The 22,713-nt window shown below is 61.3% G+C and carries 21 protein-coding genes; 10 read left to right on the top strand and 11 right to left on the bottom strand.

Going from position 1 to position 22,713, the window contains the following annotated elements; all coding sequences use genetic code 11:
* The first annotated feature begins 12 nt into the window (after nucleotides 1-12).
* From C8K61_RS18120 to C8K61_RS18110, 3 genes are all read left to right on the top strand, one after another.
* Nucleotides 13-753, top strand: a complete 741-nt coding sequence (locus C8K61_RS18120; RefSeq protein WP_108097676.1) for a pilus assembly protein — start codon at nucleotides 13-15, stop codon at nucleotides 751-753.
* Nucleotides 750-1,982 carry a hypothetical protein gene (locus tag C8K61_RS26645; RefSeq protein WP_146174303.1) on the top strand — a complete coding sequence of 411 codons (1,233 nt, stop codon included), beginning with the start codon at nucleotides 750-752 and terminating at the stop codon, nucleotides 1,980-1,982. The genes C8K61_RS18120 and C8K61_RS26645 overlap by 4 nt, the downstream gene beginning before the upstream one ends.
* A gap of 148 nt (nucleotides 1,983-2,130) precedes the next feature.
* The gene (locus tag C8K61_RS18110) at nucleotides 2,131-2,664 is read left to right on the top strand and encodes a D-alanyl-D-alanine carboxypeptidase family protein (protein ID WP_108097674.1); all 534 of its coding nucleotides are present in this window, start codon (nucleotides 2,131-2,133) and stop codon (nucleotides 2,662-2,664) included.
* Between the two features lie 22 nt (nucleotides 2,665-2,686).
* On the opposite strand, the gene C8K61_RS18105 is transcribed toward C8K61_RS18110, so the two are convergent.
* The 3 genes from C8K61_RS18105 to C8K61_RS18095 all read right to left on the bottom strand — a co-directional run bounded on the left by C8K61_RS18105 (nucleotide 2,687) and on the right by C8K61_RS18095 (nucleotide 4,384).
* Nucleotides 2,687-3,118 carry a carboxymuconolactone decarboxylase family protein gene (locus C8K61_RS18105; protein ID WP_108097673.1) on the bottom strand — a complete coding sequence of 144 codons (432 nt, stop codon included), beginning with the start codon at nucleotides 3,116-3,118 and terminating at the stop codon, nucleotides 2,687-2,689.
* On the bottom strand, nucleotides 3,115-3,522 hold the full coding sequence (locus tag C8K61_RS18100) for a MerR family transcriptional regulator (RefSeq protein WP_108097815.1): 408 nt from the start codon (nucleotides 3,520-3,522) through the stop codon (nucleotides 3,115-3,117). The genes C8K61_RS18105 and C8K61_RS18100 overlap by 4 nt, the downstream gene beginning before the upstream one ends.
* Before the next feature lie 115 nt (nucleotides 3,523-3,637).
* Nucleotides 3,638-4,384 (bottom strand): siderophore-interacting protein, encoded by a 747-nt coding sequence (locus C8K61_RS18095; protein ID WP_158272520.1) that lies wholly within the window; start codon nucleotides 4,382-4,384, stop codon nucleotides 3,638-3,640.
* A 218-nt stretch (nucleotides 4,385-4,602) separates the two neighbouring features.
* Between C8K61_RS18095 and C8K61_RS18090 the strand changes: the two genes are divergently transcribed.
* Nucleotides 4,603-5,442 carry a helix-turn-helix domain-containing protein gene (locus C8K61_RS18090; protein WP_108097671.1) on the top strand — a complete coding sequence of 280 codons (840 nt, stop codon included), beginning with the start codon at nucleotides 4,603-4,605 and terminating at the stop codon, nucleotides 5,440-5,442.
* 56 nt (nucleotides 5,443-5,498) lie between these two features.
* Here C8K61_RS18090 and C8K61_RS18085 read toward each other — a convergent pair whose 3' ends face one another.
* Nucleotides 5,499-6,674 carry an MFS transporter gene (locus C8K61_RS18085; protein WP_218277822.1) on the bottom strand — a complete coding sequence of 392 codons (1,176 nt, stop codon included), beginning with the start codon at nucleotides 6,672-6,674 and terminating at the stop codon, nucleotides 5,499-5,501.
* 278 nt (nucleotides 6,675-6,952) lie between these two features.
* Between C8K61_RS18085 and C8K61_RS18080 the strand changes: the two genes are divergently transcribed.
* The 4 genes from C8K61_RS18080 (at nucleotide 6,953) to C8K61_RS18065 (ending at nucleotide 13,797) form a co-directional block, all read left to right on the top strand.
* Complete coding sequence (locus C8K61_RS18080) at nucleotides 6,953-7,963, top strand: ABC transporter substrate-binding protein (RefSeq protein ID WP_108097670.1); 1,011 nt, start codon at nucleotides 6,953-6,955, stop codon at nucleotides 7,961-7,963.
* A gap of 98 nt (nucleotides 7,964-8,061) precedes the next feature.
* A complete protein-coding gene (locus C8K61_RS18075; protein WP_108097669.1) occupies nucleotides 8,062-10,308 on the top strand; it encodes a TonB-dependent receptor in 2,247 nt (748 codons plus the stop codon).
* A 15-nt stretch (nucleotides 10,309-10,323) separates the two neighbouring features.
* Nucleotides 10,324-13,077 (top strand): Tat pathway signal sequence domain protein, encoded by a 2,754-nt coding sequence (locus tag C8K61_RS18070; RefSeq protein ID WP_108097668.1) that lies wholly within the window; start codon nucleotides 10,324-10,326, stop codon nucleotides 13,075-13,077.
* A gap of 54 nt (nucleotides 13,078-13,131) precedes the next feature.
* Nucleotides 13,132-13,797 carry a DUF6250 domain-containing protein gene (locus tag C8K61_RS18065; protein ID WP_108097667.1) on the top strand — a complete coding sequence of 222 codons (666 nt, stop codon included), beginning with the start codon at nucleotides 13,132-13,134 and terminating at the stop codon, nucleotides 13,795-13,797.
* Here the strand turns inward: C8K61_RS18065 and C8K61_RS18060 are convergent.
* The 7 genes from C8K61_RS18060 to C8K61_RS18030 all read right to left on the bottom strand — a co-directional run bounded on the left by C8K61_RS18060 (nucleotide 13,794) and on the right by C8K61_RS18030 (nucleotide 19,962).
* Nucleotides 13,794-14,738, bottom strand: a complete 945-nt coding sequence (locus C8K61_RS18060; protein WP_108097666.1) for an alpha/beta hydrolase — start codon at nucleotides 14,736-14,738, stop codon at nucleotides 13,794-13,796. The two genes, C8K61_RS18065 and C8K61_RS18060, sit on opposite strands and share 4 nt — an antisense overlap.
* Nucleotides 14,739-14,749: 11 nt before the next feature.
* A complete protein-coding gene (locus tag C8K61_RS18055; RefSeq protein WP_108097665.1) occupies nucleotides 14,750-15,682 on the bottom strand; it encodes a LysR family transcriptional regulator in 933 nt (310 codons plus the stop codon).
* Nucleotides 15,683-15,794: 112 nt separating this feature from the next.
* Entirely contained in the window at nucleotides 15,795-16,688 is an 894-nt protein-coding gene (locus tag C8K61_RS18050; RefSeq protein WP_108097664.1) for a transporter substrate-binding domain-containing protein, read from the bottom strand.
* Nucleotides 16,688-17,446 carry an amino acid ABC transporter ATP-binding protein gene (locus C8K61_RS18045; protein WP_108097663.1) on the bottom strand — a complete coding sequence of 253 codons (759 nt, stop codon included), beginning with the start codon at nucleotides 17,444-17,446 and terminating at the stop codon, nucleotides 16,688-16,690. The genes C8K61_RS18050 and C8K61_RS18045 overlap by 1 nt, the downstream gene beginning before the upstream one ends.
* Entirely contained in the window at nucleotides 17,443-18,102 is a 660-nt protein-coding gene (locus C8K61_RS18040) for an amino acid ABC transporter permease (RefSeq protein WP_108097662.1), read from the bottom strand. The genes C8K61_RS18045 and C8K61_RS18040 overlap by 4 nt, the downstream gene beginning before the upstream one ends.
* The gene (locus tag C8K61_RS18035) at nucleotides 18,083-18,748 is read right to left on the bottom strand and encodes an amino acid ABC transporter permease (protein WP_108097661.1); all 666 of its coding nucleotides are present in this window, start codon (nucleotides 18,746-18,748) and stop codon (nucleotides 18,083-18,085) included. Before C8K61_RS18035 ends, C8K61_RS18040 begins: the two co-directional genes overlap by 20 nt.
* Nucleotides 18,745-19,962, bottom strand: a complete 1,218-nt coding sequence (locus C8K61_RS18030; RefSeq protein WP_108097660.1) for a threonine synthase — start codon at nucleotides 19,960-19,962, stop codon at nucleotides 18,745-18,747. The genes C8K61_RS18035 and C8K61_RS18030 overlap by 4 nt, the downstream gene beginning before the upstream one ends.
* A 534-nt stretch (nucleotides 19,963-20,496) precedes the next feature.
* Here C8K61_RS18030 and C8K61_RS18020 point away from each other — a divergent pair.
* Complete coding sequence (locus tag C8K61_RS18020) at nucleotides 20,497-22,083, top strand: ABC-F family ATPase (RefSeq protein WP_108097658.1); 1,587 nt, start codon at nucleotides 20,497-20,499, stop codon at nucleotides 22,081-22,083.
* Between the two features lie 66 nt (nucleotides 22,084-22,149).
* On the top strand, nucleotides 22,150-22,533 hold the full coding sequence (locus tag C8K61_RS18015; protein ID WP_158272519.1) for an energy transducer TonB: 384 nt from the start codon (nucleotides 22,150-22,152) through the stop codon (nucleotides 22,531-22,533).
* The last annotated feature ends 180 nt before the right edge of the window (nucleotides 22,534-22,713 follow it).

Genomic DNA, 22,713 nt, shown 5'->3' with positions numbered 1-22,713 from the left:
GAGGTTTTTTTCGTGAAAACGTTTCTCTCCGCGGTTGCACTTTTCCTGTGCGCCACAGCCCAGGCCGGCCCCAGCATCAATGTCGGTACCGTTTACGACTACTTGGACGCAGGCAAGAGCACCTACCTTAAACGTGTATTCAACGGCGGAGAAAGCACAGCCTTCGTCCGAGTTAACGTGTATGAAATCACTTTCGATGCAGACGGCAAGAGCATTGAAACACCACTCGACAGTCTCCAAGACGACACTCGCAATCGCACCGGTTTGATTGCCAGTCCGGCCCGGTTGATCGTTCCCCCCAAAAGCATGCAGGCCACTCGTTTATTGTACCGAGGCGACCGCGGGCGTGAACGCTATTACCGGGTGCGCTTTGTGCCGGTAATGCCGGAAACAGAAGACAACTTCGATATCTCCGAAAGCGAACGCGACAACTATAAAGAATCGATGTCTGCCGGCATCAATATATTGGCAGGTTACGGCACGGTATTTTTCGTTCGCCCCGAGCACATACGTTTTGATACGCAACTGCAAAACACGCCGGATAGTTATCAGATAAATAACGCTGGCAATAGCACGATTGAACTGGATGAGTTCAAAGATTGCGACATCGCAAAACCCAGTGACTGCCTCCCCAGTCAAAAGCATCACATACGCCCTGGGAAAACCTTCGTTTTTCCAAAAACGCTGGGGCGGATCTATAGCTTCCACATGAAAGAAGGTGAAAAGAGCCAGAAAGTCGAGGTGAAAAAATGACTTTTGAAAAACCATTGTTTCAACGTTCATCGTGGCTGAAGTCAAAACTTTCCGTTTCTCTATATCTTTTTATTATCTCCATGAATTATGCCCTGGCGGCAGAACTCAACATCACTGCAAGTTTCCAGGCAGACGTGATTGGCAACAACACCAACGCCAATCAATTTACCAACACGACGCCGAACGGCGGGTATTGCATAAACTATCCAGACCTGTGCCGAAACAACGGTTGGTTTAGCATTTCCCTCCCCATGTCAATTCCATCTACACCTCTGGTTAAGGATGATCCGGTTCCCCTGCGAGTTCCTTATTCCTGGCGGGATCTAACGGTAACTCACTCTGACGGAACCACTCAAACCGTACAATTTAGAATTATCGGAATGGGGTCAGTTTATATATTGTCAAGCTCGGTTGGCAACCAATCTGCCCATTCCCAACTTTGGAATGGCGATTGGTATACCAATCCTGGCGCTGGATGCACACGTGGTTCTTTAGCGCACGTAGGAGGAAATTGGTTCAGGTTCTTCTGGTTTTTCAGATCGGATAACGCATGCGTTAAAAGCCCCACCTATAGCTTGGCGGGTATAAGCTTCTCTGAAAACAACATCATGTATGAATTGAGAACACCGAACCCTTTACAAATGAGTGCGGGCCAATACACAGGCACGCTTAGCTATACCGTAGGAAGAACGGGTGACATACAACTTGGCAATGGAGTCGCGAACGACCCTATCTTGAACCTAAACTTCAAACTTAACGTCAGCCACACGCTACGCGTACAGTTCCCAGTAAACTCGAACCTCCTGGCTCTGCAACCTCAAGGTGGCTGGCAGCAATGGATAAATAGTGGGGGAAACCAGCGTCCAAACAAGTTAACGATAAACCAGCCTTTCCGCCTGTGGGTATCATCAAGATTTAAAATGCAACTACAATGCCAATATCCAGTAGGCTCTGACTGCGGCCTTCAAAGTGATGACAACAATACGCAAATCCCGGTGAAAACCATGGTAACCCTTCCCAGCAGCCTCCAGGACACCAGCAACAAGCCCGTCAATAATTATTTATTAAGCAACAATATGATTAGTGTCTTTCAGCCCAGTAATATTATTTACGATGGGCGCTCCTCACTAAACTTTGAGATTGAAAAAAGCGGCGTAAATCAAATGATAGACAGCGGTGGTGGCCGCTTTCGAGGTAATGTAACCGTCATCTGGGACAGTGAGATATGAATCACGCCGCGCGCTGTTGGCGTGCAACGGCACTGACAGCCTGAAGGAAAAATGGCACACGTTTATTTCCCATACTCTAAATTCCTACCCATTAGAAAATTGGAGTAGCAACAGTAAATCCATCCCCTTTTCGCTGTGGAGTAGGGAAATGTATTCAGCGCAGGCCTTGGCGATGCTCGCCGAGCTTGGCATTTCGGCCAACGAGCTTGAAGCTCGTGGCCTGCCGGAGTATTCGCAAGCAGCCATTCTGGAGCTGGCGGAACGCGGGCTGGATGGGCGCGAACACTTCCTTGGCCCCGCCGCCGCGCAGGCATGGCGGTTGATGAAAGAGGCGGCTCGCGACGATCAGGTGGTGTTGCAGATGGTGTCCGGGTTCAGAAGCATCGAGCGGCAGAAGGCGATCATTGAACGCAAGCTGGCAAAAGGTCAGCCGCTTTCCCAGATACTGGCAGTGTCGGCACCACCGTGTTTCAGCCAGCATCACACTGGCCAGGCGGTGGACATAGGCACCCTTGGGTACCCGCCACTGGAGGTGGAGTTCGAATCCACCAGCGCCTTCGCTTGGTTGCAGCGCAACGCCGGCCAATTCGGATTCAGCATGCCGTACGCAAAAAACAATAGGTACGACTATAGCTACGAGCCATGGCATTGGTTGCACGGGGAAATAGCGGAAAGCATCTAGAGAAAAAGCGGCCACGGCGGATTCAATCGGTTAGCGTGTGTACTACTCCGTCGACAGTGCGTAACCACCAACCTCCCCACTCCTGTTGCGCAAACACCTCTCTAGCCGCCGCAAACCCATTCAGTGCAGCCGGGAAACCCGCATACACCGCCATCTGCATGATGGTTTCGACGATCTCCTGGCGTGACACGCCGACATTCAATGCGCCTTGAATATGCACTTTGAGCTGTGGCGCCGCGTTGCCCATGGCGGTGAGTGCGGCGACCACGGCGATCTCGCGGCTTTTCAGGTCCAGGCCGGGGCGCGAGTAGATGTCGCCGAAAGGGAATTCGATCAGGTAGCGGGCGAAGTCCGGGGCAATATCACTCAGGCTGGCGACCACCCGCTCGCCCGCTTCGCCGTCAATTTCGCGCAGTTTGGCCAGGCCACGTTCGTAGCGATTGTCACTGTTCATGGGGTCACCTTGTGGTTGCTGTGTGGGGTGGAGGCTGGGCCCTGTTCGAGGGTGCGGTAGTGGTCGATTTTTTCTTGCAGTACGGCAGCGGCCTGCTGCATGGCCTCTACTTCAGCCAGCACGTCGTGCAGATGGACTTCCAGTAGTTGCCGGCGCTCGGCCACGGTGCCATCGCCGGCGCTACGCAGTTGGGCGAATGCCTGCATCTTGCCGATGGGCATATGGGTGGTGCGCAGGCGCAGCAGGAATTCCAGCCAGGCCATGTCGCTGGCGGCATAACGACGTTGGCCGCCCGCCGCGCGGGCGACCGGTGCCAGCAGGCCGATACGTTCGTAGTAACGCAGGGTGTAGGCGGTAAGGCCGGTACGCTTGGCTACCTCGTCGATGCTCAGGTGAGCGCTCATCATTGCCGTCCTCCAGTAGCGGTGTGGATTGCAGGCTACTGGTTAGAGCGCACTCTAAGTCAAGCCCTCTGCAGCGTTGTGCGGCAGAGGCGTTCGAAGGCTGGGAAAGGCCGGTTCAGTCCAAGCCGGTTTTTCCCGGTGCCCAATAGGCTTTGGTCGGCATCCGTGCAGCCGGCGTACCGAGGCTTTTCAGCACTCGCCGCACGCGCTGAATGGTCGACGCCTTGCCAGTCAGCACAAAGGTGGCGCCGCTTGCGACCAGTGCCGGCAGGTTCTGCTCGAGCGCTTGCAGATGCTGATCATCTGGCTGGCGCTCAAACAACTCGGCCGTTCCCACCGGCAAGCGGGTCAGCGCCACCTGAGTGTGTTCCCGCGCGTTTACTTCCAGCATGCACAGCACCGCCAGCGTCGGGTTCTGCTGCTGAATCGCGTAGGCCAGGCCGATGGAGGTTTCGTCCCCCAGTACTACGATCGGGCTCGCGATGCCGGTCAGGTCCAACGAGTTACGCGGGCCAAATACATGCACCCGATCGCCTGCGCTCAACGAGGCCAGCCACTCCCCTGCCGGACTGTCGCCATGGGCGTAGGCAAACAGCCGGGTACAGCCGGTTTCGGGGTTCCACTCCATGGGCGTATAGGTGCGCGCGACAAAGCTGGCACCCAGCATGATCTGCATCTTTTGCCCGGCTACCCAGCGCACGCCCTGGAAGGCAGGGCTTTGCAGGGTGATCACTGTGAAGCGCTCATCCAGCGCCTTTACTTCGGTAACCGTGGCCTGTTTGGTAAACAGCGCCAGCACCACTTTGGCCAAGCCTTTTGGGCCTTGGGCAGTGGGCGTGTCCAGCTTCTGAAAACCGGCCATTAGTGCACCTCCCTGACGGGTAAGGGACGCTGACCATGACGCACCTCGGCGTGGCGTTGAACAATCAATGGCTGCATAACGAGTCCTCCAAGCGGCCCAGGCTGCGAGGGGTTCGGCAGCGGGCGTGGAGGCATGGTAAGCAGGCGCAGGATTGGCAACATTGCCTAATAGTGCCAATGTAATTTGAGATTCAGCCATTTTGAGGAATGTTGCCCGCCATGCCGATTCTCAACAAGCAGTCTCCCGCCACCGACTTTGTCGACCCCAGCGACGTACCTCGCCCGGTGGTGGCCTACGGCATGCTGATGGAGGACGTGGGTGAGCTGGAGCTGGATGTGCACCAGCACCGCCAAGGCCAGCTGATGCTGGTGATGCGCGGGATGATCAGCTGTGAAGTCCAGGGCGGGCTGTGGATCGTGCCGCCACACAGCGCCATCTGGATGCCCTGCGATGTGCTGCACAGCATCAAAGCGGTAGGCCCGATGGAGGGCTACAACCTGTTTATCGAGCCGGAGCTGACCACCACCCTGCCCGCCACCTGCTGCGCCCTGACCGCCACGGCGCTGTTACGCGAACTGCTGATTCGTGTGGCCAGCTACCCGGCGCTGTACCCCGAAGGCGGCCGCGAATCGCGCACCATCACCTTGCTCCTCGAAGAACTGGCCATGGCGCCCTCCGACAACCTGCACCTGCCGATGCCCACCGACCGACGCCTGCGCAAAATCGCCCAACTGCTGAGCAAAGACCCCGCCGACCGCAGCACCATGGAGGTCTGGGCGAAACGCGCCGGCCTTAGCGAACGCACCCTGGCGCGCATGCTCAAGCAGCAGACCGGCATGAGCTTTGGCCGCTGGCGCCAGCAATTGAGCCTGATGCTGGCGCTGCAATGGCTGGCGGCCGGTACCTCGATACAACAGGTGTCGGTCGACCTGGGCTACGAAAGCGCAGGCAGCTTCGTGACCATGTTTCGTAAAGCTTTGGGCACATCGCCGGGGCGCTATATGGCCGAGCGGCGTGGCGCGCCTATCGACAGCGCCGGGGCGCTCGGCAACGAGTGAGCGGCGCGTTGTCGTCCAGGCTGTTGAATTGAAAGCGCGAGGCAAACCGCCCGCCATTAACGCAACCCCAGCGCCAGCAACCCCAGCAGCGGCAGGAACGCCACGATCTGGAACAGCGGCTGAATGCCATAGGCATCGGCCAATAGCCCCAATGCGGCGGCGGCCATGCCGCTGACACCGAAGGTCAGGCCAAAAAAGTAGCCGGCCACCAGGCCGACACGGTTGGGTAGCAACTGCTGGGCGTAGACGATCATCGCCGGAAAGGCCGAAGCCATCAGCAGGCCTATCACGCTGCTGAGGGCGACCGTAACGCTCAGGCTGGCGTAAGGCAGCAACAGGGTGAACGGGCAACTGCCCAGCAAGGACAGCAAAATCACCCGGCGCTGGCCGATACGATCACCCAGTGGCCCGCCCAATAAGGTGCCGATGGCCACGGCGGCCAGAAACACACCGATCTGCACCTGCGCCTGGGCAACGCTCAAGGCGAAGCGCTCGATCAGGTAAAAGCTGTAGTAGTTGGCCATCACCGCCAGGTAGGCGTACTTGCTCAGAATCATCGCGCTCAGCAACGCCATGGCGGTCAGCCAGGTACGGCGCGGCAGCAGCTGCACATTGACGTGCTGACTGAGCTCGGGGGCTGTCTGACGTTCGATCCGCCGCGCGGCGTAACGCAGTAGCCACCAACCCAGCGCTGCCAGCAACGCCAGCCAGGCCACCCCCGCCGTGCCCCACCCTGTCAGCAGCGCCACGATCAGCAGCGGCGCCAGCGCAGAGCCGATGTTGCCACCCAGTTGAAACACCGACTGCGCCAGGCCAAAGCGCCCACCGGCGACCTGGCGACAGGCACGCGAGGCTTCCGGGTGAAAGATCGACGAGCCCAGCCCGAGCAACGCCGCCACCGCCACCAGGGCCGTAAAGCCGCGCGCCTGGCTTAACAGCAACACCCCCGCGCCCATGCACAGCATCGCCGTCGGCAGGAGCCAGGGATAAGGCCGGCGGTCCGCACAAAACCCCACCAACGGCTGGCCGACGGCGCCTATCAGGTGGAACACCAGGGTCAATGCGCCCACTTGCCCATAGCTGAGCGCGTACTGGCTTTTCAGCGTCGGGTACAGGCTGGGGAGTACGGCTTGCAGCAGATCGTTGAGCAGATGAGTCGCGCTGATCAGCAACAACAACGGCACGGCCGGTGACTGGCGAGTGGTGTTAACGGTCGACGCGGGAAAACCCATGTGGTGGCCACTTCCTCAACGGTGCAGCGCGTGGCGCGCGCGCACGAAGGGGGGCATTCAGCGGTTTTCGGCGTTTTTGCGCCAATGCATTTGGCTCATAGTAATTTTGCGCCGCCAACATAGTGGCGCAGAGCCACGTCACGTCTGGCTTATGCCATTACGAAATTAACAAATCTGTTTTTAGTATTAGTTTGCCGACCGCGTTTCCCGGATCGTCCGTTGCCAGACACATGCCCACTGGTTCAGGGCAACTCAGGTACGTTTTCGGAGCACTGTTCATGGCGGCAATTCGGCCCCTCACCTTCCCTTTCACCCTGGCAGTTACCCTGCTCACCGCGCTCGCGCTGACCACCCGTGTCCAGGCCGCCGAGGTGATTCGCATCGCGGTGTCCAACATCAGTGCCGGCCTCACTCCGGCCGGTGGTGGTGTGGTGGATGTGCTGTATGGGCAAAAGCGCTTCGAAGCGGAGTTCGCCGCTGATGGTGTGCAGGTGCAGTGGGTGTTTATCAAGGGTGCTGGCCCGCTGATCAACGAGGCCATCGCCAATGGCCAGGTGGACCTGGCCTATATCGGCGACCTCGCCGCCATCGTCGGTAAAGCCGGTGGCCTGGATACCAAGGTGGTCGCCGCAGCCGCCCGCGGGGTCAACCATTACCTGGCCGTGCGCCCCGGCTCACCGATCAGAACCCTGGCCGACCTCAAGGGCAAACGCGTGGGTCTGTTCCGCGGTACGGCGGCGCAGCTGTCGTTTATCGAGGCCTTGCGCACCGCGAACATGAGCGAGCGCGACGTGCAGGTGATCCACCTGGATTTCGCCGCCGCCACCGCCGCCCTGGCCGCCGGCCATATCGACGCCACCTGGGGTGGCAACAATGCCCTGGCCCTCGGTGAGCGCGGCATGGCTGACTTGCCGCTGTCGAGCAAAACCCTGCCAAACCACGCAGGCCAGTTGAGCGGTGTGCTGGTGGTGACCTCGACCTTTGCCGCGCAGCACCCACAGTTGTTGCAGCGCGTGCTGAAGGTTCACCGGCAAGCGGCGGCCTGGGCCAGTGCAGCAGAAAACCGCGATGCCTACATCCGCTTGCAGGCCGAACAAAGTGCCTACCCGCAAAGCCTGATTCGCGCGGAATTGCACGACGCCGACCTGGCCACCCTGCTTTCCCCAACCCTGGACGACGGCTTTGTCGCCCAGCTTGCCGCATCGGCCAGCACTGCCTACCAGGCGCGGCTGATCCGCCAGCCGCTGAACGTTGCACCGTGGCTAGAGCGCGCCGACAACAGCCGCTGAGTGCGCCTTAACCCACCCTTTCGCCAACCCAACCAGAACTCCCTACCACCCATGCGCCGGGCGGCGGGCATCAACTGCTCGAAGAAAAGGAACGCTCCATGAAACACCCCTACTCGCCCTGGCTGATCAGCTTGCCGCTGTTGCTCAGCGCGCCCTTGCTGCTCGCCGATGACAACAGTGCCCAGGAACTGGCCAATACGCCGCACCTGAAGACCGTGCACGTGCTCGGCCAGCGCCCGCAAAAAGACGTACAGCAGCAGCCCAACTCGGCGACCACCCTTGATGGCAAAGAACTCGAACGCCAAGGCATCCAGCGCCTGGAAGATCTCCAGCAACTGGCCTCCGGCCTCGACGTCAACATCGTCGACCCCTATGACACGCGCATCACCATTCGCGGTATCGGCGATGGCGGCGGCACCGAGATCAACATCGGCATGCCCAGTAGCGTCGGCCTGTTCCTCGACAATGTGTACCTGAGCCGCCCGGGCATGCTTTCCAATGATCTGCTGGATATCGAAAGCGCCACCGTGCTGGCTGGCCCACAAGGCACGCTGTTTGGTTACAGCACCACCGGCGGGGCCATCGATATTCACTCACGCAAGCCGACCTTCACCCCCGAAGGCTCGCTCAAGCAGTCGTTCGGCCAGCGCGGGTTCACTCAGTCGCAGGCGATGTTTTCCGGCCCGCTGAATGACACCCTGGCCGGGCGCATCAACGTGTCGCACACCGAGCGCGGGGGCTACGTGAAAAACGACTACACCGGCCACGACCTTGGCGGCAGTATTCAGGACGGCGTGCGCGGCCAACTGCTGTGGGTGCCAAGCGATGATTTCAGCCTGCGGGTGATTGCCGACTACAACGACGCCAACAACGACCCGGTGGCGGTGCTGGAGTCCACCCACCTCACCAACGGCGTCGACCTGTTCACCACCCGCGCGATTCGCGCCGGCGCCCATCCGGTGTACAGCGACCACGTCAATATCGACAGTGAAAACCACACCAAAACCCAACAGGGCGGCCTGTCGGCCGAGGCCAACTGGGGCCTGGCCGATGGCTACAACCTGCGTTCGGTCAGTTCGTTCCGCTACTTCGGCTACAAACCCAGCACCACCGACACCCTGGACATTCCGCTGTTCGCCGACAGTGGCGCGGATGTCCATGACCGCGTGTGGTCACAGGAACTGCGCCTGGACTCGCCCAAAGGCGAGCACTTCGACTACGCCATCGGCGCCCTGTATTTCGGGGAAAACCTCAACACCTGGGCCCACGACTATTACGCCAACAACAACCAGGCGCCGATCTGGTACGGCAACCGCGCGCTCAATGGCAAGCTGGTGCAACGTTTCGGCGCTATCGACGAGAAGCTCTTTTCGCTGTTCAGCCAAGGCACCTGGCACGTCACCGAGCGCTTCGACATCACCGCTGGCGTACGGGGCAGCTACCAGGAAAAATCCGGCTCGTTCCGCCGCGTCAACCGCAACGACTTCGACTCCGGCGATCTCAAGCAATACAACAAACTGCCGTCCGGCCTGCTCAATTTCAGCTACTGGTTCACCCCACAGTTGCAGGGTTACGCCAGCATCGCCTATGGCGAAAAAGCCGGTGGCTTGAACATCTCCTCCGGAGCTGCCGGCCGTGCAGGCTACGACAGCCTGTTCATCGACCCGGAAAAAACCCGCAGCGCCGAGCTGGGCATCAAGAGCAGTTGGCTGGATCGGCGTGTGGTGTTCGACGCCGCCCTGTTCTGGACCAAGGTCAACGACTTCCAGACCACCGCCTACGACGAAGAATTCCAGACCTCGTACCTGATCAACGCCGGCACCATTCGCTCCCGCGGCGTCGCCCTGGACCTGCAGGTGCAGCCGCTGGAAGGTTGGACCGTCGGCCTCAACGGCACCTTCCTGGATGCCAAGTACATGGAATTCAGCAACGGCCGCTGCCCCGCCGAAGTCACCCTCAAACCGGGTGCGCCAGCGACCTGCGACCTCAGCGGCGAACCGGTATTTCGCTCGCCACGCCTGACCTACAACCTCACCAGCCGCTACGAGTGGCCGCTGGATGACGGCTTGAATGCCTTTGTGTCCGGACGCTGGTCGTACCGCACCTGGGCCTACGGCACCGTGGAGAACTCCGAATACACGCGCATTCCCGGCTATGGCCTGCTGGCACTCTCGACTGGCCTCAGCGGCAAATATGGCGACGGCACCTGGAACGCTTCCCTGTGGCTGAACAACGCCCTGGATAAAACCTACTACCGCACCCTCAGCGCCGGCAGTTACGGCGAGGTATACGGCAACCTTGGCGAACCCCGCACCCTGGGCGTGACCCTGGGCTACGACTTCTGATCGGCAGGCACCCTTATGCATGACACCCCCTTCACCCGTCGCAGCTTTGTCAAAGGCTCCAGCCTGATGGCCCTGGCAACCCCGCTGCTGGCCAGCAATGCCTGGGCCCGAGCGCTTGGGCAAACCAACGGTGAGCCCGCCAGCGCGGCCTTGCACTGGTTGGCCGGGCAGGCGCCACAGGCGTTTGCCGGGGTCACCTGGGGCACGCCCTGGGCCCAGGGCAGCGTTCCGGCGGGCAGTGATTTCGAGCTGCGTGACAGTGCCGGCGCGGTGCAACCGCTGCAAAGCTGGCCGCTGGCCTGGTGGCCGGATGGTTCGCTGAAATGGTCGGCGCACGCCCTGGCACCAGGCGGCCAGCCGAGCGAACGCTACGGCTTGCAGGCGGTTCCAGCCAAGGGCAGACAAGGCGCCAGCCTGGTCAGCGAAACGGCAGCGGCCATCAGCGTCGATACCGGCGCGCTGCGCTGCCTGATTCCGCGCAGCGGGCCATTGCTGATCGAACGGATCGAACGCCGCGGCCAGGCCTCCTTGAGCGCCGCCGAGCTGACCTTGCTGGTGGACAGCGACCCGGATCAGCAACCTGTCGTCAGCCGCCGCTACCGCAGCCAGGTGAACACAGTGACGGTCGAGCAACAGGGGCCGGTGCGCGCGGTGATTGCCCTGCACGGTGTCCATCGCAATACCGGCACTGCGGGCGATGCCCTGCTGCCGTTCACCGTGCGCCTGTACTTTTACGCCGGCTCCAACGCGCTGCGCCTGATGCATACGCTGGTGTATGACGGCGACCAGCAGCACGACTTCATCAAGGGCGTCGGCCTGACCTTTGCTGTGCCATTAAACGCCCCGTTGCATGATCGCCACGTGCGTTTTGTCGGCGCCAATGGCGGGCTTCTGCATGAGGCGGTGCGCGGCCTCAGCGGCTTGCGCCGAGATCCGGGCCCCGGTGTGGTCGCGGCGCAACGGGCGGGCAAGGCCATCCCGGCGCTGGTCTCGCCGGTGGCAGAGGGGCTGCAGTACATCCCGGCGTTTGGCAGCTATCGCTTGCTGCAAGCGCACCCGGATGGCTACAGCATCAACAAGCGCACGGCCAGTGGCCAGGGCTGGGTTCACGTGGCCGATGGTCAACGCGCAGCTGGCGTCGGCTATATCGGCACGCCGGGTGGCGGGGTGGTATTTGGCCTGCGCAATTTCTGGCAGAGCTACCCGGCGCAACTGGACATCGATAACGCCCATACCGAGCAGGCGCAGGTCACCGTCTGGCTATGGGCCCCGCAGGCGCAAGCCATGGACCTGCGCCCTTACCACGACGGCCTTGGCCAGGACACGTTCGCTAAACAACGCGAAGGCCTGGACATTACCTATGAAGACTACGAACCCGGTTTCAGCACCGCTACCGGCGTCGCCCGCACCAGCGAACTGCAGCTTGAACTGCTGGCTGCCACACCCGACGACGAGCATCTGCTGGCCATCGCCGCACGGATTCAGGAGCCACCGTTGCTGCTCGCCAGCCCCGAGCGTTTACACGCCGCCGGGGTGTTCGGCCCGGCCTGGTCGCCGGTGCAGAAGCAGCGCCCTGGTGAAGCCGAGCTGGAACAACAACTGGCCTGGTATTTCGACTTCTACAAAAACGAAGTGGAGCAACGCAAGTGGTATGGCTTCTGGGACTACGGCGACGTCATGCACACCTACGATGGCGACCGTCATGTGTGGCGCTATGACGTCGGCGGGTTTGCCTGGGACAACTCCGAGCTGAGCACCGACCTGTGGCTCTGGTATTACTTTTTACGCACCGGCCGCCAGGATGTGTTCCGCATGGCCGAGGCCATGACCCGGCATACCGGCGAAGTCGATGTGCACCACCTCGGCCCCTTCGCACCGTTGGGTTCGCGGCATAACGTGCGGCATTGGGGCGACAGCGCCAAGCAGCTGCGGGTTTCTACCGCCGCCAATCGACGGTTTCTCTACTACCTGACCGCCGACGAACGCGTGGGCGACCTGCTGCGCGAGCAAGTCGAAGCGCTGAACACCCTGCGCACGGTGGTGCCGGCCCGCAAGATCGGGCAGAAAAGCGCGCAAGACCCGGACAAGGTCAATCTGTACTTCGGCATTGATTGGGGCGCTGTCGCCGCCGCGTGGCTGACCGAATGGGAGCGCACGGGCGACCCAGCGATACGCCAGCGCCTGCTCAACAGCATGGACAGCATCGGCAACCAGCCCCTGGGCTTTTTCAGCGGTTCGGCAGACATGCATATCGCCAGCGGCACCTTCGACCGGAACACCAGCGGCCAGCTGTATGTGCTGCACCTGAGCGCCGTGTTCGGCCTGGCGGAAATCTGTGGCGAGCTGCTGCGCCTACTGCCCTCGCCCGCCTTCGAGCATGCCTGGCTGGACTACTGCCGGCTGTACAACGCACCGGCCGCCGAGCAGCAACACGCGTTGGGCCAGGCCTTACCGAAAACCAACCTGACCCAGGCCCACGCACGGCTCAGCGCTTTTGTCGGCAACTACCGCCACGACGCGGCACTGCAACGCCGCGCCTGGCAGGAGTTCAGCGGCGGCAGCGGCGGCATTCCAACGCCCAACCGCACTTTCCGCCAGATGCCTACACCCGCCTACCTGTACCCGCTGGTGGAAGCCGAACCGGTGTCGGTGATCGACCAGAACTCCGGCAGCACCAGCAGCGCCAACCTGTCCACCAACGCCGTGGCGCAGTGGGGCCTGACCGCCATCGCCCTGCTCGCCCTCGCTGGCCCACCGCCTCACACCTGAACGTTACGCGCCGGTATCGCCGGCGTTTTCCGAGCCTTTTTCGAGAATGTGTGCATGCCTATTCAACAGTCCCCCGAGCTGCAAACCGATCACGCAGCCCGCCAACCGCTCATCCTGGTCGAGGACGATTTCCAGCAGTTTTCCCCGCAGCGCTGGACCATCGAAGCGCAGCATCCTGACACCCAGGTAAGCGCCGCTCATGGCCAGTTGCTGATCGACAGCGCCGAGGGCGTGACCGTCTGGCTGAGCCAGCCGCTGAGTGGCGCTTACCAGATTGAATTCAGCCGTCAGGTGCTAGTCGACGGCGGGCGCCACGACCGGCTTTCCGACCTGAATATCTTCTGGGCCGCTCACGACCCGCAGAACGCCCAGCTGTTTACCCGCAGCGGCGCTCTGGCCGAGTACGACAACCTCGACCTGTACTACGTCGGCATGGGCGGCAACGACAACAGCACCACGCGCTTCCGCCGCTACGACGGCCACGGCGAACGGTTACTGCTGGGCGAATACACCGACGCCGCGCACTTGCTTGAGGCCAATCGTACCTACCGGGTGCGCATTCGGGTGGATGGTCTGGGTACCGGGTTGTGGGTGGATGACGAGCTGTTTTTTCACGCCCGCCATCACGGCGTGCCACGCGGCGGCTACTTTGGCTTTCGCACCGTGACCTCGCGTCAGGCCATCGGCGATTTTCGCGTAACGCGGGTTCCCGACGCCTAAAGCTCGCGGTCGAGAAACCGCAGGGTCGCCTCCAACGCCGCCCGATTGCCGGCGGCGGTGGCCGCCTGGTCACCCCCCACCAGGCTATGGCCAAGGCCAGGCGCCTGCAGCAGGGTAACCCGGGCACCCTGCGCCGCCAGGTGTTGGGCAAACAATTGCGACTGTTCAGGTGGCACCACCCGGTCCGCATCGCCGTAGATCAACAACGTCGGCGGTAGCGGCGCCGCGAGGTAGGCAATGGGGCTGGCAGCGGCCAGCTGCTGCGCGGTGCAACGAGCCGGCACACAACCGAGCCATTGGCCACTGGCCTCGACGATAGCGGGGTAACCGGGGGTGGCCTGCAAACGCTGCAGATCGTAAATGCCGTACCAGCCCACCAGCGCCTTGACCCCCAGTGGTTGCCCGCCATTCAGTGCTGCCAATGCGGCCAGATGGGCACCGGCCGACGCACCCCAAAGGGCAATTCGATTGGGGTCGATGGCATAAAAACCAGCATCGGCGCGCAGCCACGCCAGGGCTGCGTGAATGTCCTCCAGCGCCGCCGGAAACGGTGCCTCGCCACTGCGCCGGTAACCCAGTGAAGCCACCGCGTAACCACGCGCCGCAAAGCGCGCCAGCACCTGGGGGAAATCCGCGAAGGTGCCCAGCGCACGGGGATGGCCGGCTGACCAGCCACCACCATGGATAAACACCAGCAACGGCGCCGCTCGACCATCGGCAATGTGCGGCGGCAGGTACAGATCCAGACGCTGTGACGCACCCGCCGAGGGCACATACGGCACATCGGTAATGGCACGCACGCCGCCGGCAAACTCACCCTCACGCAGCGGCCCGGCGTCCCCCGCCTGCAACGTGGCGGCAATGCCCAGGCCGGCGCTGAATGCCGGCACATCGTCAGTGGCGTGGCCAGCGCCGCAGCTCAACAGCCCCAGCACGGCCATGACCGCGCGCTTCAACTGGCCGGCCGATCACGGGCCAGCAGCTCGCTGTCGGCCTCGAGAAAACAGTCCATCAAGACTTGCGCCGGGTACGACAAGCGATGCCCGGCACGACGGACAATGCCGTAGTGGGTGAAGAACTCTTCACCCTGCATATCCAGGCCCTGCACCTTGAGTAGCTTGACGGTGCCATCGCGCAGGTACGGGTTGCTGGCACTGACGTTGGTCGTGCCGATGGCATCGGAATGCTGCACCACATTGATCAGGCTATGGCCGTTGTCGCACTCGATGGAGGTTTGAAAATCCGGCCGGCCGCTCAAGCCCACCAGCGCCTTGCGCAGGTTGGGTGGGCGCACAGTGCCCGCCAACGGGTAGCTGAACAGCTGCTCCAGGGACACCTCGGCAAACGCCGCCAGGGGGTGTTCGCTGCGACAGCAAAAGCCCCAGCGATGGGCGCTGAGCAACTGCACCTGGTAATCCGGGTTGACCTCAAAATGCCGCGCATCAGCGACGAAGAACTCGAACTCTTCGGCCAACAGGCGTTGCCCCAACGCCTGCCAGTTATCCACCTGAAAGCGCAGCCGCACTTTCGGCAAGCGTTTGGTAAACAGCCCGATGGCCTGCGGCATCACCCAGGCGGCGGGAGCCGGGCCACAGGCAAAACGCAGCTCACCGGCTTCCTTCTCATTGAACTGGCGCACATCGTTAAGCAGCTCGTTGGCATCACCCAGCAGGCGTCGTGCATGGCCGAGCACCACCAAGCCCTTGCGGGTCGGTTCGAGGTTGCGCGTGCGGTCCACCAGTCGCGCCCCAAAGCCTTGTTCCAAAGCTTGAATGCTGCGGCTGAACGCCGATTGGGAAATGTTCACCGCCTGGGCCGCAACGGTGAAATTGCGATGCTCCACCAGGGCAATAAAGTGGCGGAGCTGACGAAGATCGATATGCATAAAATCCGGCGTCCCAAAGGGACGAAATCAGAGAGTACGTTGGGCCTGAACGCCAGGGTTCATGGCGAAAAAAGCCCGCCGTGCAAGGCGGGCTCCTTGGCAACGCAGGTTCTTAACCTTCCCACTTGCCGCCTTCGACGATCACCGACTTCGGATCGGTGCCGTCAGCCAGTTGCGCACGCACGTACTGGTCGTACAGCTTGAGCAGGAACTGCTCTTCACCCAGTTTGCTCAGCTCGACGTTGACCCAGTCACGCAGCTCGATGTTGCCCTTCTTCACCGCTGGAGCAATCGGTGCTTCGCTGCCCAGTTTGTCTGCCAGCACGCGGTAGCCGGGGTTTTGTTTGGCCCAGCTGAACAGCACCAGGTTGTCCTGCGCGTAGGCGTCGCCACGGCCGTTGGCCAGGGCTTGCAGGGACTCGGAGTTCTTCTCGAACTTGAGCAGTTTCCAGTCCGGGTGATTTTTGGTCAGCCAGATATCGGCCGTGGTGCCGGTGGTGACGATGGTGGTTTTATCCGCCAGGTCATCAAGCTTTTTCACGCTGCTGCCATCGGCGACGATGGCCTGCACCGCTACACGCAGGTTGGGGTTGGTGAACTCCACCGCTTCGGCGCGCTCGGGGGTGACGGTCATGTTGGCCAGAATCAGGTCGACCTTGTCGCTCTGCAGGAACGGAATGCGGCTGGCGGGCTCGACCACCACGAACTCGACTTTGCTTTCATCGCCGAGCAGGTCCTTGGCCAAACGCTTGGCGATGTCAGTGTCAAACCCGACGTAAGTGCCGTGCTCATCGACGAAACCAAAGGGTGGTTTATCGCTGAACACACCGACCACCAGCTTGTCGCGGGCTTTGATCTTGTCCAGGTAACCGGCACTCGGCGCAGCCTCTTTGGCAGGCTCGGCACTCGCCTCTTTGCTGGCTTGTTTCGGCGCTTCCGAATTGCCACATCCGAGCAGAATGCTGGCCGCGAGCACGGGGAATAACAGGGCAGTTGAACGTTTCATCATGCTTTCCTTCTAGACATGTTTTCCAAGTAGGAGAACTTCTGCAGAAACTGCTGCGCGCGTGCGGTTTGCGGGTTGCTGAAAAAGCTTTCGGGGTCGTTCTGTTCGGCAATCACGCCGCCGTCCATGAACAAAATGCGATCGGCCACCGCTCGGGCGAAGGCCATTTCGTGGGTCACAATCAACATGGTCATGCCGCCCTCGGCGAGGCCGAGAATGACTTCCAGCACCTCCTTGACCATTTCCGGGTCCAGCGCCGCGGTGACCTCATCGAACAGCATCACTTCGGGGTTCATGCACAGCGCACGGACGATCGCAATGCGCTGCTGCTGGCCGCCGGAAAGCTCGCGCGGGTAGGCGTTGCGTTTGTCCAACAGGCCGATCCGGGCCAGCAGCGCTTCGGCCTGGGCCAGCGCTTCGCCAAAGGCGCGCTTCTGCACCTGCAAGGGGCCGAGCAGAATGTTCTCCAGCACGGTCTTGTGCGGGAACAGGTGGTAGCTCTGAAACACCATGCCGATGCGCTGGCGCACCGCACGCCAATAGGTGGTGCCGTTGAGTTCGGCGCCGGCAAAACGCAGGTGGCCGCCCTGCCCCTCTTCGAGGCCATTGAGGCAACGCAGCAAGGTGCTTTTACCGCACCCGCTAGGCCCGAGAATGACCACCACTTCGCCGCGCCGCACCTGCAGGTCGATGCCGTTCAGCACCGGGGTGGCGCCGAAGGTTTTAGTGAATTGAGTGAGTTCCAACAGAGCGGTCATGCATGACTCCAACGACGTTCGAGCACGCGAGACACGGCCGATAGCGGAAAGCACAGCAGAAAGAAAAAGGCGAAGAGAAAGCCGTAGATCAGCACCGACTCATAGGTCCGTTCGATGATCTGCTGGCCCACCTTGATGACGTCCACCACACCAATCAGTACCGCCAGGGAACTGGTCTTGATGATGCGGGTGTAGACATTGATGGTCGGCGGCGTGATGCGTTTGAGCGCCTGCGGCAGCAGGATCTGCGTGTACAGCCGCGGCCTGTCGAGGCCGATGGCCAGGGCCGCTTCGCGCTGGCCACGGGGCAACGAATGCAAGCCGCCGCGCACCACCTCGCCGACCTCGCTGGCGCCCCATAACGACAACACCAACACCGCGCAGCTGAAGCTCGATAGCGTGGCGCCGAGGAAAATCGGCAGGCCGAAAAACAGCAGGTACAACCACACCAGCACCGGTATGGCGCGAAACAGCTCCAGGTAAATCCGCAGCGGCCACTCCAGCCACCGGTTGCGCAGGTCGCGCAGCACGCCATACAGCAACCCGCCGAGCGTGCTGAACACGATCGACGCCACGGAAATGCTCAGCGTCTGCCACGCGCCCTTGGCCAGTTGCGGTGCCGAGACCAGCAGCAGATCAAGACCCGAACTGGGCATGCTGCAACCTCCTTTCCACGCGCACCAGCAACAGCGACAGCGGCAGGAACAACAGCACACAGATGGCCGTCATCACCGCAAGCATCTCGTAGGTTTTGTAATACAGGGCGATATAGCTTTTGGTGGTGTAGAGAATCTCCGGTACCGCCACTGCGGAAACGATGGTGGTTTCCTTGAGCAGAAAAATGAAATTGGCGAACAGCGCCGGCAGGCTGAGAATCCCCGCCTGTGGCAAGACCACGTGACGCAGCAGTTGCCAGCGCGACAGGCCAATGGACAGCCCCGATTCGATCTGGGTTTTCGGCACTGCTTCCACCCCGGCGCGCAGTACCTCGGTCAGGTAGGCGCCACCGAGAAAGGTCATCGCAATAATTGCCGCGCTGAACCCCGACACCCGGATACCGACACTGGGCAGCGCGAAGTAGATAAAGAACAGCTGCAACAGCAGCGGCGTGTTGCGCGCTACTTCGATATAGCCCTTCACCAACGTACTCAACACCCGCACGCGCAGAACCAGAATCGACGTGTTGAGCAGCGCGACAAGCAACCCGGTGGCGATGGCGATAACGCCCACCTGCAAGGTGACCAGCACCGCCTTGGCAAACGCCGGCAAGGTGGACCAGACAAAATTCCAATCGAAGCTCATCGCGGCAGACGCTCCCCGGGCTGCAACAGCGGCACGTCCACCGCAAAGGTGTCGGGGTACTTGATGCCAGTGCCGGTGTTCAACACCACCACCCGCTCGCCCGCGCGAATCCAGCCGGCCTCGCGCAACTGGCGCGCGGCGGCATAGAGTGCCGCGCCTTCCGGGCAAACGAACGCGCCCTCCAGCTCGGCCACCTTGCGTTGTTCGGCCAGCAGGTCGGCGTCATCCACGGCGATGGCATAACCGTCGCTTTCATACAGCGCTCGCAACACCAGAAAGTCGCCGAGCGCCTTCGGCACGTTGATGCCAAAGGCCACCGTGCGCGAATCCGGCCAGAACTCCGAGGCCTCGGCGCGCGCTTGCCAGGCTTTGACAATCGGCGCACAGCCACTGGCTTGCACCGCCACCAGCCGCGGCAGTGGCTGCTCGGCTGGCAGCCAGCCCAACGCACGCAATTCCTGAAACGCCTTGTGGATACCGATCAGCCCCACACCACCGCCGGTGGGATAAAGGATCACATCGGGCAGCCGCCAACCGAACTGCTCGGCAATCTCGAAGCCCATGGTCTTCTTGCCCTCGATGCGGTACGGCTCTTTCAGCGTCGAGGCGTCGTATAGACCACCGGCGGCCACCGCCTCGGCCACCTGCTTGCCGGCATCGGAAATCAGCCCGTTGACCAAGTACAGATGCGCACCGGAAATAGCGGTTTCCAAACGGGTAATCTGCGGCGCGTCCTGCGGCATCACCACCGTGGCTTCGATACCGGCGCGGGCGGCATACAGCGACCAAGCGGCTCCTGCATTGCCGTTGGTGGGCATCGCCAGCGCACGCACGCCCAACTCCTTGGCCTTGGACACCCCCACTGCCGCACCACGCGCCTTGAAGGAGCCGGTGGGAATGATGCCCTCGTCCTTTAGCCACAGATCGTCGATGCCAAGGTCCTGGCCGATGCGTGGCGTTCTGAACAACGGGGTAAACCCTTCCCCGAGGTTGACCACGTTGGCCGGGTCCAGCACCGGCAACAGTTCGTGGTAACGCCACAGGCTGGCTTCGCGGCCGAGCAGATCGGTCGGCTTCCAGGCGCTGCGCAGCGCATCAAGGTCGTAATCGACCAGCAGCGGCGCGCCAACCTCGCTCAGTTGCTGAATCTGGCTGGCGTCGTAACGCACGTTGGTCTTCGGGCAATGCAGATGGGACAGATAGCTATAGGGCATGGCAGGCGCCTAAATGGGCAAAAAGGGTTTGCCGCTCGGCGGCAAGGCCAAACAGGCGAGCAGGCATTCAGCAGTGGATGTGCTGGATCACGTCGACCGGCAGTCGCGTGGAAATGCGAGGGAATACTTCGATGTGCCTGGGCGAACCAGCGCGGGGATATGTGCCATCAGCATGACGACTCTCCAGGTAACGGCGCGTTCGTGGCGCGCTTCGGTCTAGAACTGCGGGGTAACCGCAAAGGTTCATGGAGCGGCGCGCCGATTGATCGGCAGGTACGCGTGGAGAGCAAACTCTATAGATATAAAAATCTTATTTTAAATATCGTTTATGCATAACCATATGGCCGATATGTCGCATTCACCCGCCGGCAGTGGCTGAAACTCCAGCCACAAACGCCGTGATAACCCCGGTCTCGCACAGACGCCTCGATGGGTAGGCATGCAACAGCCGCCGCCGAGCGTAATAGAGCAGCGCTCCACCGCCCAAACCGCTACAATCGCGTCCTTTTTTGCGCATACCCCTGGATTCCCACCGTGATCTCTACCGCCAATATCACCATGCAGTTCGGCGCCAAGCCGCTGTTCGAAAACGTTTCCGTCAAGTTTGCCGGCGGTAACCGCTACGGCCTGATCGGTGCAAACGGCTGCGGCAAGTCGACGTTCATGAAGATTCTCGGTGGCGATCTGGAGGCTTCCGGTGGCCAGGTAATGCTCGAGCCGAACGTGCGCTTGGGTAAGCTGCGTCAGGATCAGTTCGCTTACGAGCAGTTCACCGTGATCGATACCGTGATCATGGGCCACGAAGAATTGTGGAAAGTGAAGGCTGAACGCGACCGCATCTATTCGCTGGCGGAAATGAGCGAAGAAGACGGCATGGCCGTGGCCGAGCTGGAAACCGAGTTCGCCGAAATGGACGGCTACACCGCCGAATCGCGCGCCGGTGAGCTATTGATGGGCCTGGGTATTCCGTTGGAACAGCATTTCGGCCCGATGACCGAAGTGGCGCCAGGCTGGAAACTGCGGGTGCTGCTGGCCCAGGCGTTGTTCTCCGATCCGGAAGTGTTGCTGCTCGACGAGCCAACCAACCACCTGGACATCAACACCATCCGCTGGCTGGAAAACATTCTGACCAGCCGTAACAGCACCATGATCATCATTTCCCACGACCGTCACTTCCTGAACAGCGTGTGCACCCACATGGCTGACCTGGACTACGGCGAGCTGCGTCTGTTCCCGGGCAACTACGACGAATACATGACCGCCGCCACCCAGTCGCGCGAGCAACTGCTGTCGGACAACGCCAAGAAAAAAGCGCAGATCAACGAGCTGCAAAGCTTCGTCAGTCGCTTCTCGGCCAACGCCTCGAAAGCCAAGCAGGCCACTTCCCGTGCCAAGCAGATCGACAAGATCCAGCTGGCCGAGGTCAAGCCATCCAGCCGCGTCAGCCCGTTCATTCGTTTCGAGCAGACCAAAAAGCTGCACCGCCAGGCCGTTATGGTCGAGAACATGGCCAAGGGTTTTGACGGCAAGACCCTGTTCAAGGGCTTCAGCTTCCAGGTCGAAGCGGGCGAGCGCGTGGCGATCATCGGCCCGAACGGTATCGGCAAGACCACCCTGCTGCGCACCCTGGTCGGCGAGCTGACCCCAGATGCCGGTAACGTTAAATGGACCGACAGCGCCGAGCTTGGCTACTACGCCCAAGACCACGCGCACGACTTCGAAGACGACGTCAGCCTGTTCGACTGGATGGGCCAGTGGACTCAGGGCGAGCAGATGATTCGTGGCACCCTGGGGCGCATGCTGTTTTCCAACGACGAAATCCTCAAGTCGGTGAAAGTGATCTCCGGTGGTGAGCAAGGCCGCATGCTGTTCGGCAAGCTGATCCTGCAAAAGCCCAACGTGCTGATCATGGACGAACCGACCAACCACTTGGATATGGAGTCCATCGAGGCGCTGAACCTGGCGCTGGAAAACTACCCGGGCACACTGATTTTCGTCAGCCACGACCGTGAGTTCGTATCGTCCCTGGCCACCCGCATCATCGAGCTGTCGCCTAGCGGCGTGGTCGACTTCAGCGGCACCTACGACGACTACCTGCGCAGCCAGGGTGTGGTGATCTAACCCCATTTCGCTGTCATCGACGCCCCGCTTTTGCGGGGCGTTTTTGTAAGGGCCATGGAGGGGAAAATGTTCAGTCGAAAACAACTGATAGCAGCGGCGCTGCTGATCGTGCTGGCGGGTGCACCTTCGGCGTTTGCCGGTCAGCCCACGGCTGAGGCCAAGCAGATCATCGCGAGCTTCGTCGAGCAGATCGTGGACCACTGGGTGCGCCCGCCTTCGGCGCGCAATGGCATGGTTACCCATGTGTTAGTGCGGATCAGCCGCGACGGTCGGGTCGAGACTGCCGAGGTCAGCCAAAGCAGCGGCGACAGCGCGTTCGATCAGGCGGCGGTGCAGGCGATTCGCGAGGTGGGCAGCCTGCCTCAGGTTAGCGAGGTGGACACTGCCACCTATGAGCAGACGTTCCGTGAACGGACCGTGGAGCTGTCGCCGGAAGGGATTTCGGGGTAAGAGGGCATCAGCCAAGACGATGCGCAGAGCAGCATTCCCTTGCGCCATTCCGGGCCCCAGCCTGCGCTGGGGCGACGCTGGCTTTGGCCTCGACCCCGTCATTCACTCGCCTTATCCAATCGTTAGCTGCCTTTCCTTCTCCCGATTCTGCCGCCATCATTGCCGCAGGTTTTCGGTGAA

Source organism: Pseudomonas sp. GV071 (genome assembly GCF_003050835.1).
Taxonomy (GTDB): domain Bacteria; phylum Pseudomonadota; class Gammaproteobacteria; order Pseudomonadales; family Pseudomonadaceae; genus Aquipseudomonas.
Note: the sequence above shows the minus strand (reverse complement) of the source record. Positions and strands in the feature narration are given on the sequence as shown.

Excerpts from the sequence above, each read along its gene's own strand:
- C8K61_RS26645 (WP_146174303.1), top strand. The coding sequence starts at position 750 with ATGACTTTTGAAAAACCATTGTTTCAACGTTCATCGTGGCTGAAGTCA.
- C8K61_RS18110 (WP_108097674.1), top strand. The coding sequence starts at position 2,131 with ATGTATTCAGCGCAGGCCTTGGCGATGCTCGCCGAGCTTGGCATTTCG.
- C8K61_RS18105 (WP_108097673.1), bottom strand. The coding sequence starts at position 3,118 with ATGAACAGTGACAATCGCTACGAACGTGGCCTGGCCAAACTGCGCGAA.
- C8K61_RS18100 (WP_108097815.1), bottom strand. The coding sequence starts at position 3,522 with ATGAGCGCTCACCTGAGCATCGACGAGGTAGCCAAGCGTACCGGCCTT.
- C8K61_RS18095 (WP_158272520.1), bottom strand. The coding sequence starts at position 4,384 with ATGGCCGGTTTTCAGAAGCTGGACACGCCCACTGCCCAAGGCCCAAAA.
- C8K61_RS18090 (WP_108097671.1), top strand. The coding sequence starts at position 4,603 with ATGCCGATTCTCAACAAGCAGTCTCCCGCCACCGACTTTGTCGACCCC.
- C8K61_RS18085 (WP_218277822.1), bottom strand. The coding sequence starts at position 6,674 with ATGGGTTTTCCCGCGTCGACCGTTAACACCACTCGCCAGTCACCGGCC.
- C8K61_RS18080 (WP_108097670.1), top strand. The coding sequence starts at position 6,953 with ATGGCGGCAATTCGGCCCCTCACCTTCCCTTTCACCCTGGCAGTTACC.
- C8K61_RS18075 (WP_108097669.1), top strand. The coding sequence starts at position 8,062 with ATGAAACACCCCTACTCGCCCTGGCTGATCAGCTTGCCGCTGTTGCTC.
- C8K61_RS18070 (WP_108097668.1), top strand. The coding sequence starts at position 10,324 with ATGCATGACACCCCCTTCACCCGTCGCAGCTTTGTCAAAGGCTCCAGC.
- C8K61_RS18065 (WP_108097667.1), top strand. The coding sequence starts at position 13,132 with ATGCCTATTCAACAGTCCCCCGAGCTGCAAACCGATCACGCAGCCCGC.
- C8K61_RS18060 (WP_108097666.1), bottom strand. The coding sequence starts at position 14,738 with ATGGCCGTGCTGGGGCTGTTGAGCTGCGGCGCTGGCCACGCCACTGAC.
- C8K61_RS18055 (WP_108097665.1), bottom strand. The coding sequence starts at position 15,682 with ATGCATATCGATCTTCGTCAGCTCCGCCACTTTATTGCCCTGGTGGAG.
- C8K61_RS18050 (WP_108097664.1), bottom strand. The coding sequence starts at position 16,688 with ATGAAACGTTCAACTGCCCTGTTATTCCCCGTGCTCGCGGCCAGCATT.
- C8K61_RS18045 (WP_108097663.1), bottom strand. The coding sequence starts at position 17,446 with ATGACCGCTCTGTTGGAACTCACTCAATTCACTAAAACCTTCGGCGCC.
- C8K61_RS18040 (WP_108097662.1), bottom strand. The coding sequence starts at position 18,102 with ATGCCCAGTTCGGGTCTTGATCTGCTGCTGGTCTCGGCACCGCAACTG.
- C8K61_RS18035 (WP_108097661.1), bottom strand. The coding sequence starts at position 18,748 with ATGAGCTTCGATTGGAATTTTGTCTGGTCCACCTTGCCGGCGTTTGCC.
- C8K61_RS18030 (WP_108097660.1), bottom strand. The coding sequence starts at position 19,962 with ATGCCCTATAGCTATCTGTCCCATCTGCATTGCCCGAAGACCAACGTG.
- C8K61_RS18015 (WP_158272519.1), top strand. The coding sequence starts at position 22,150 with ATGTTCAGTCGAAAACAACTGATAGCAGCGGCGCTGCTGATCGTGCTG.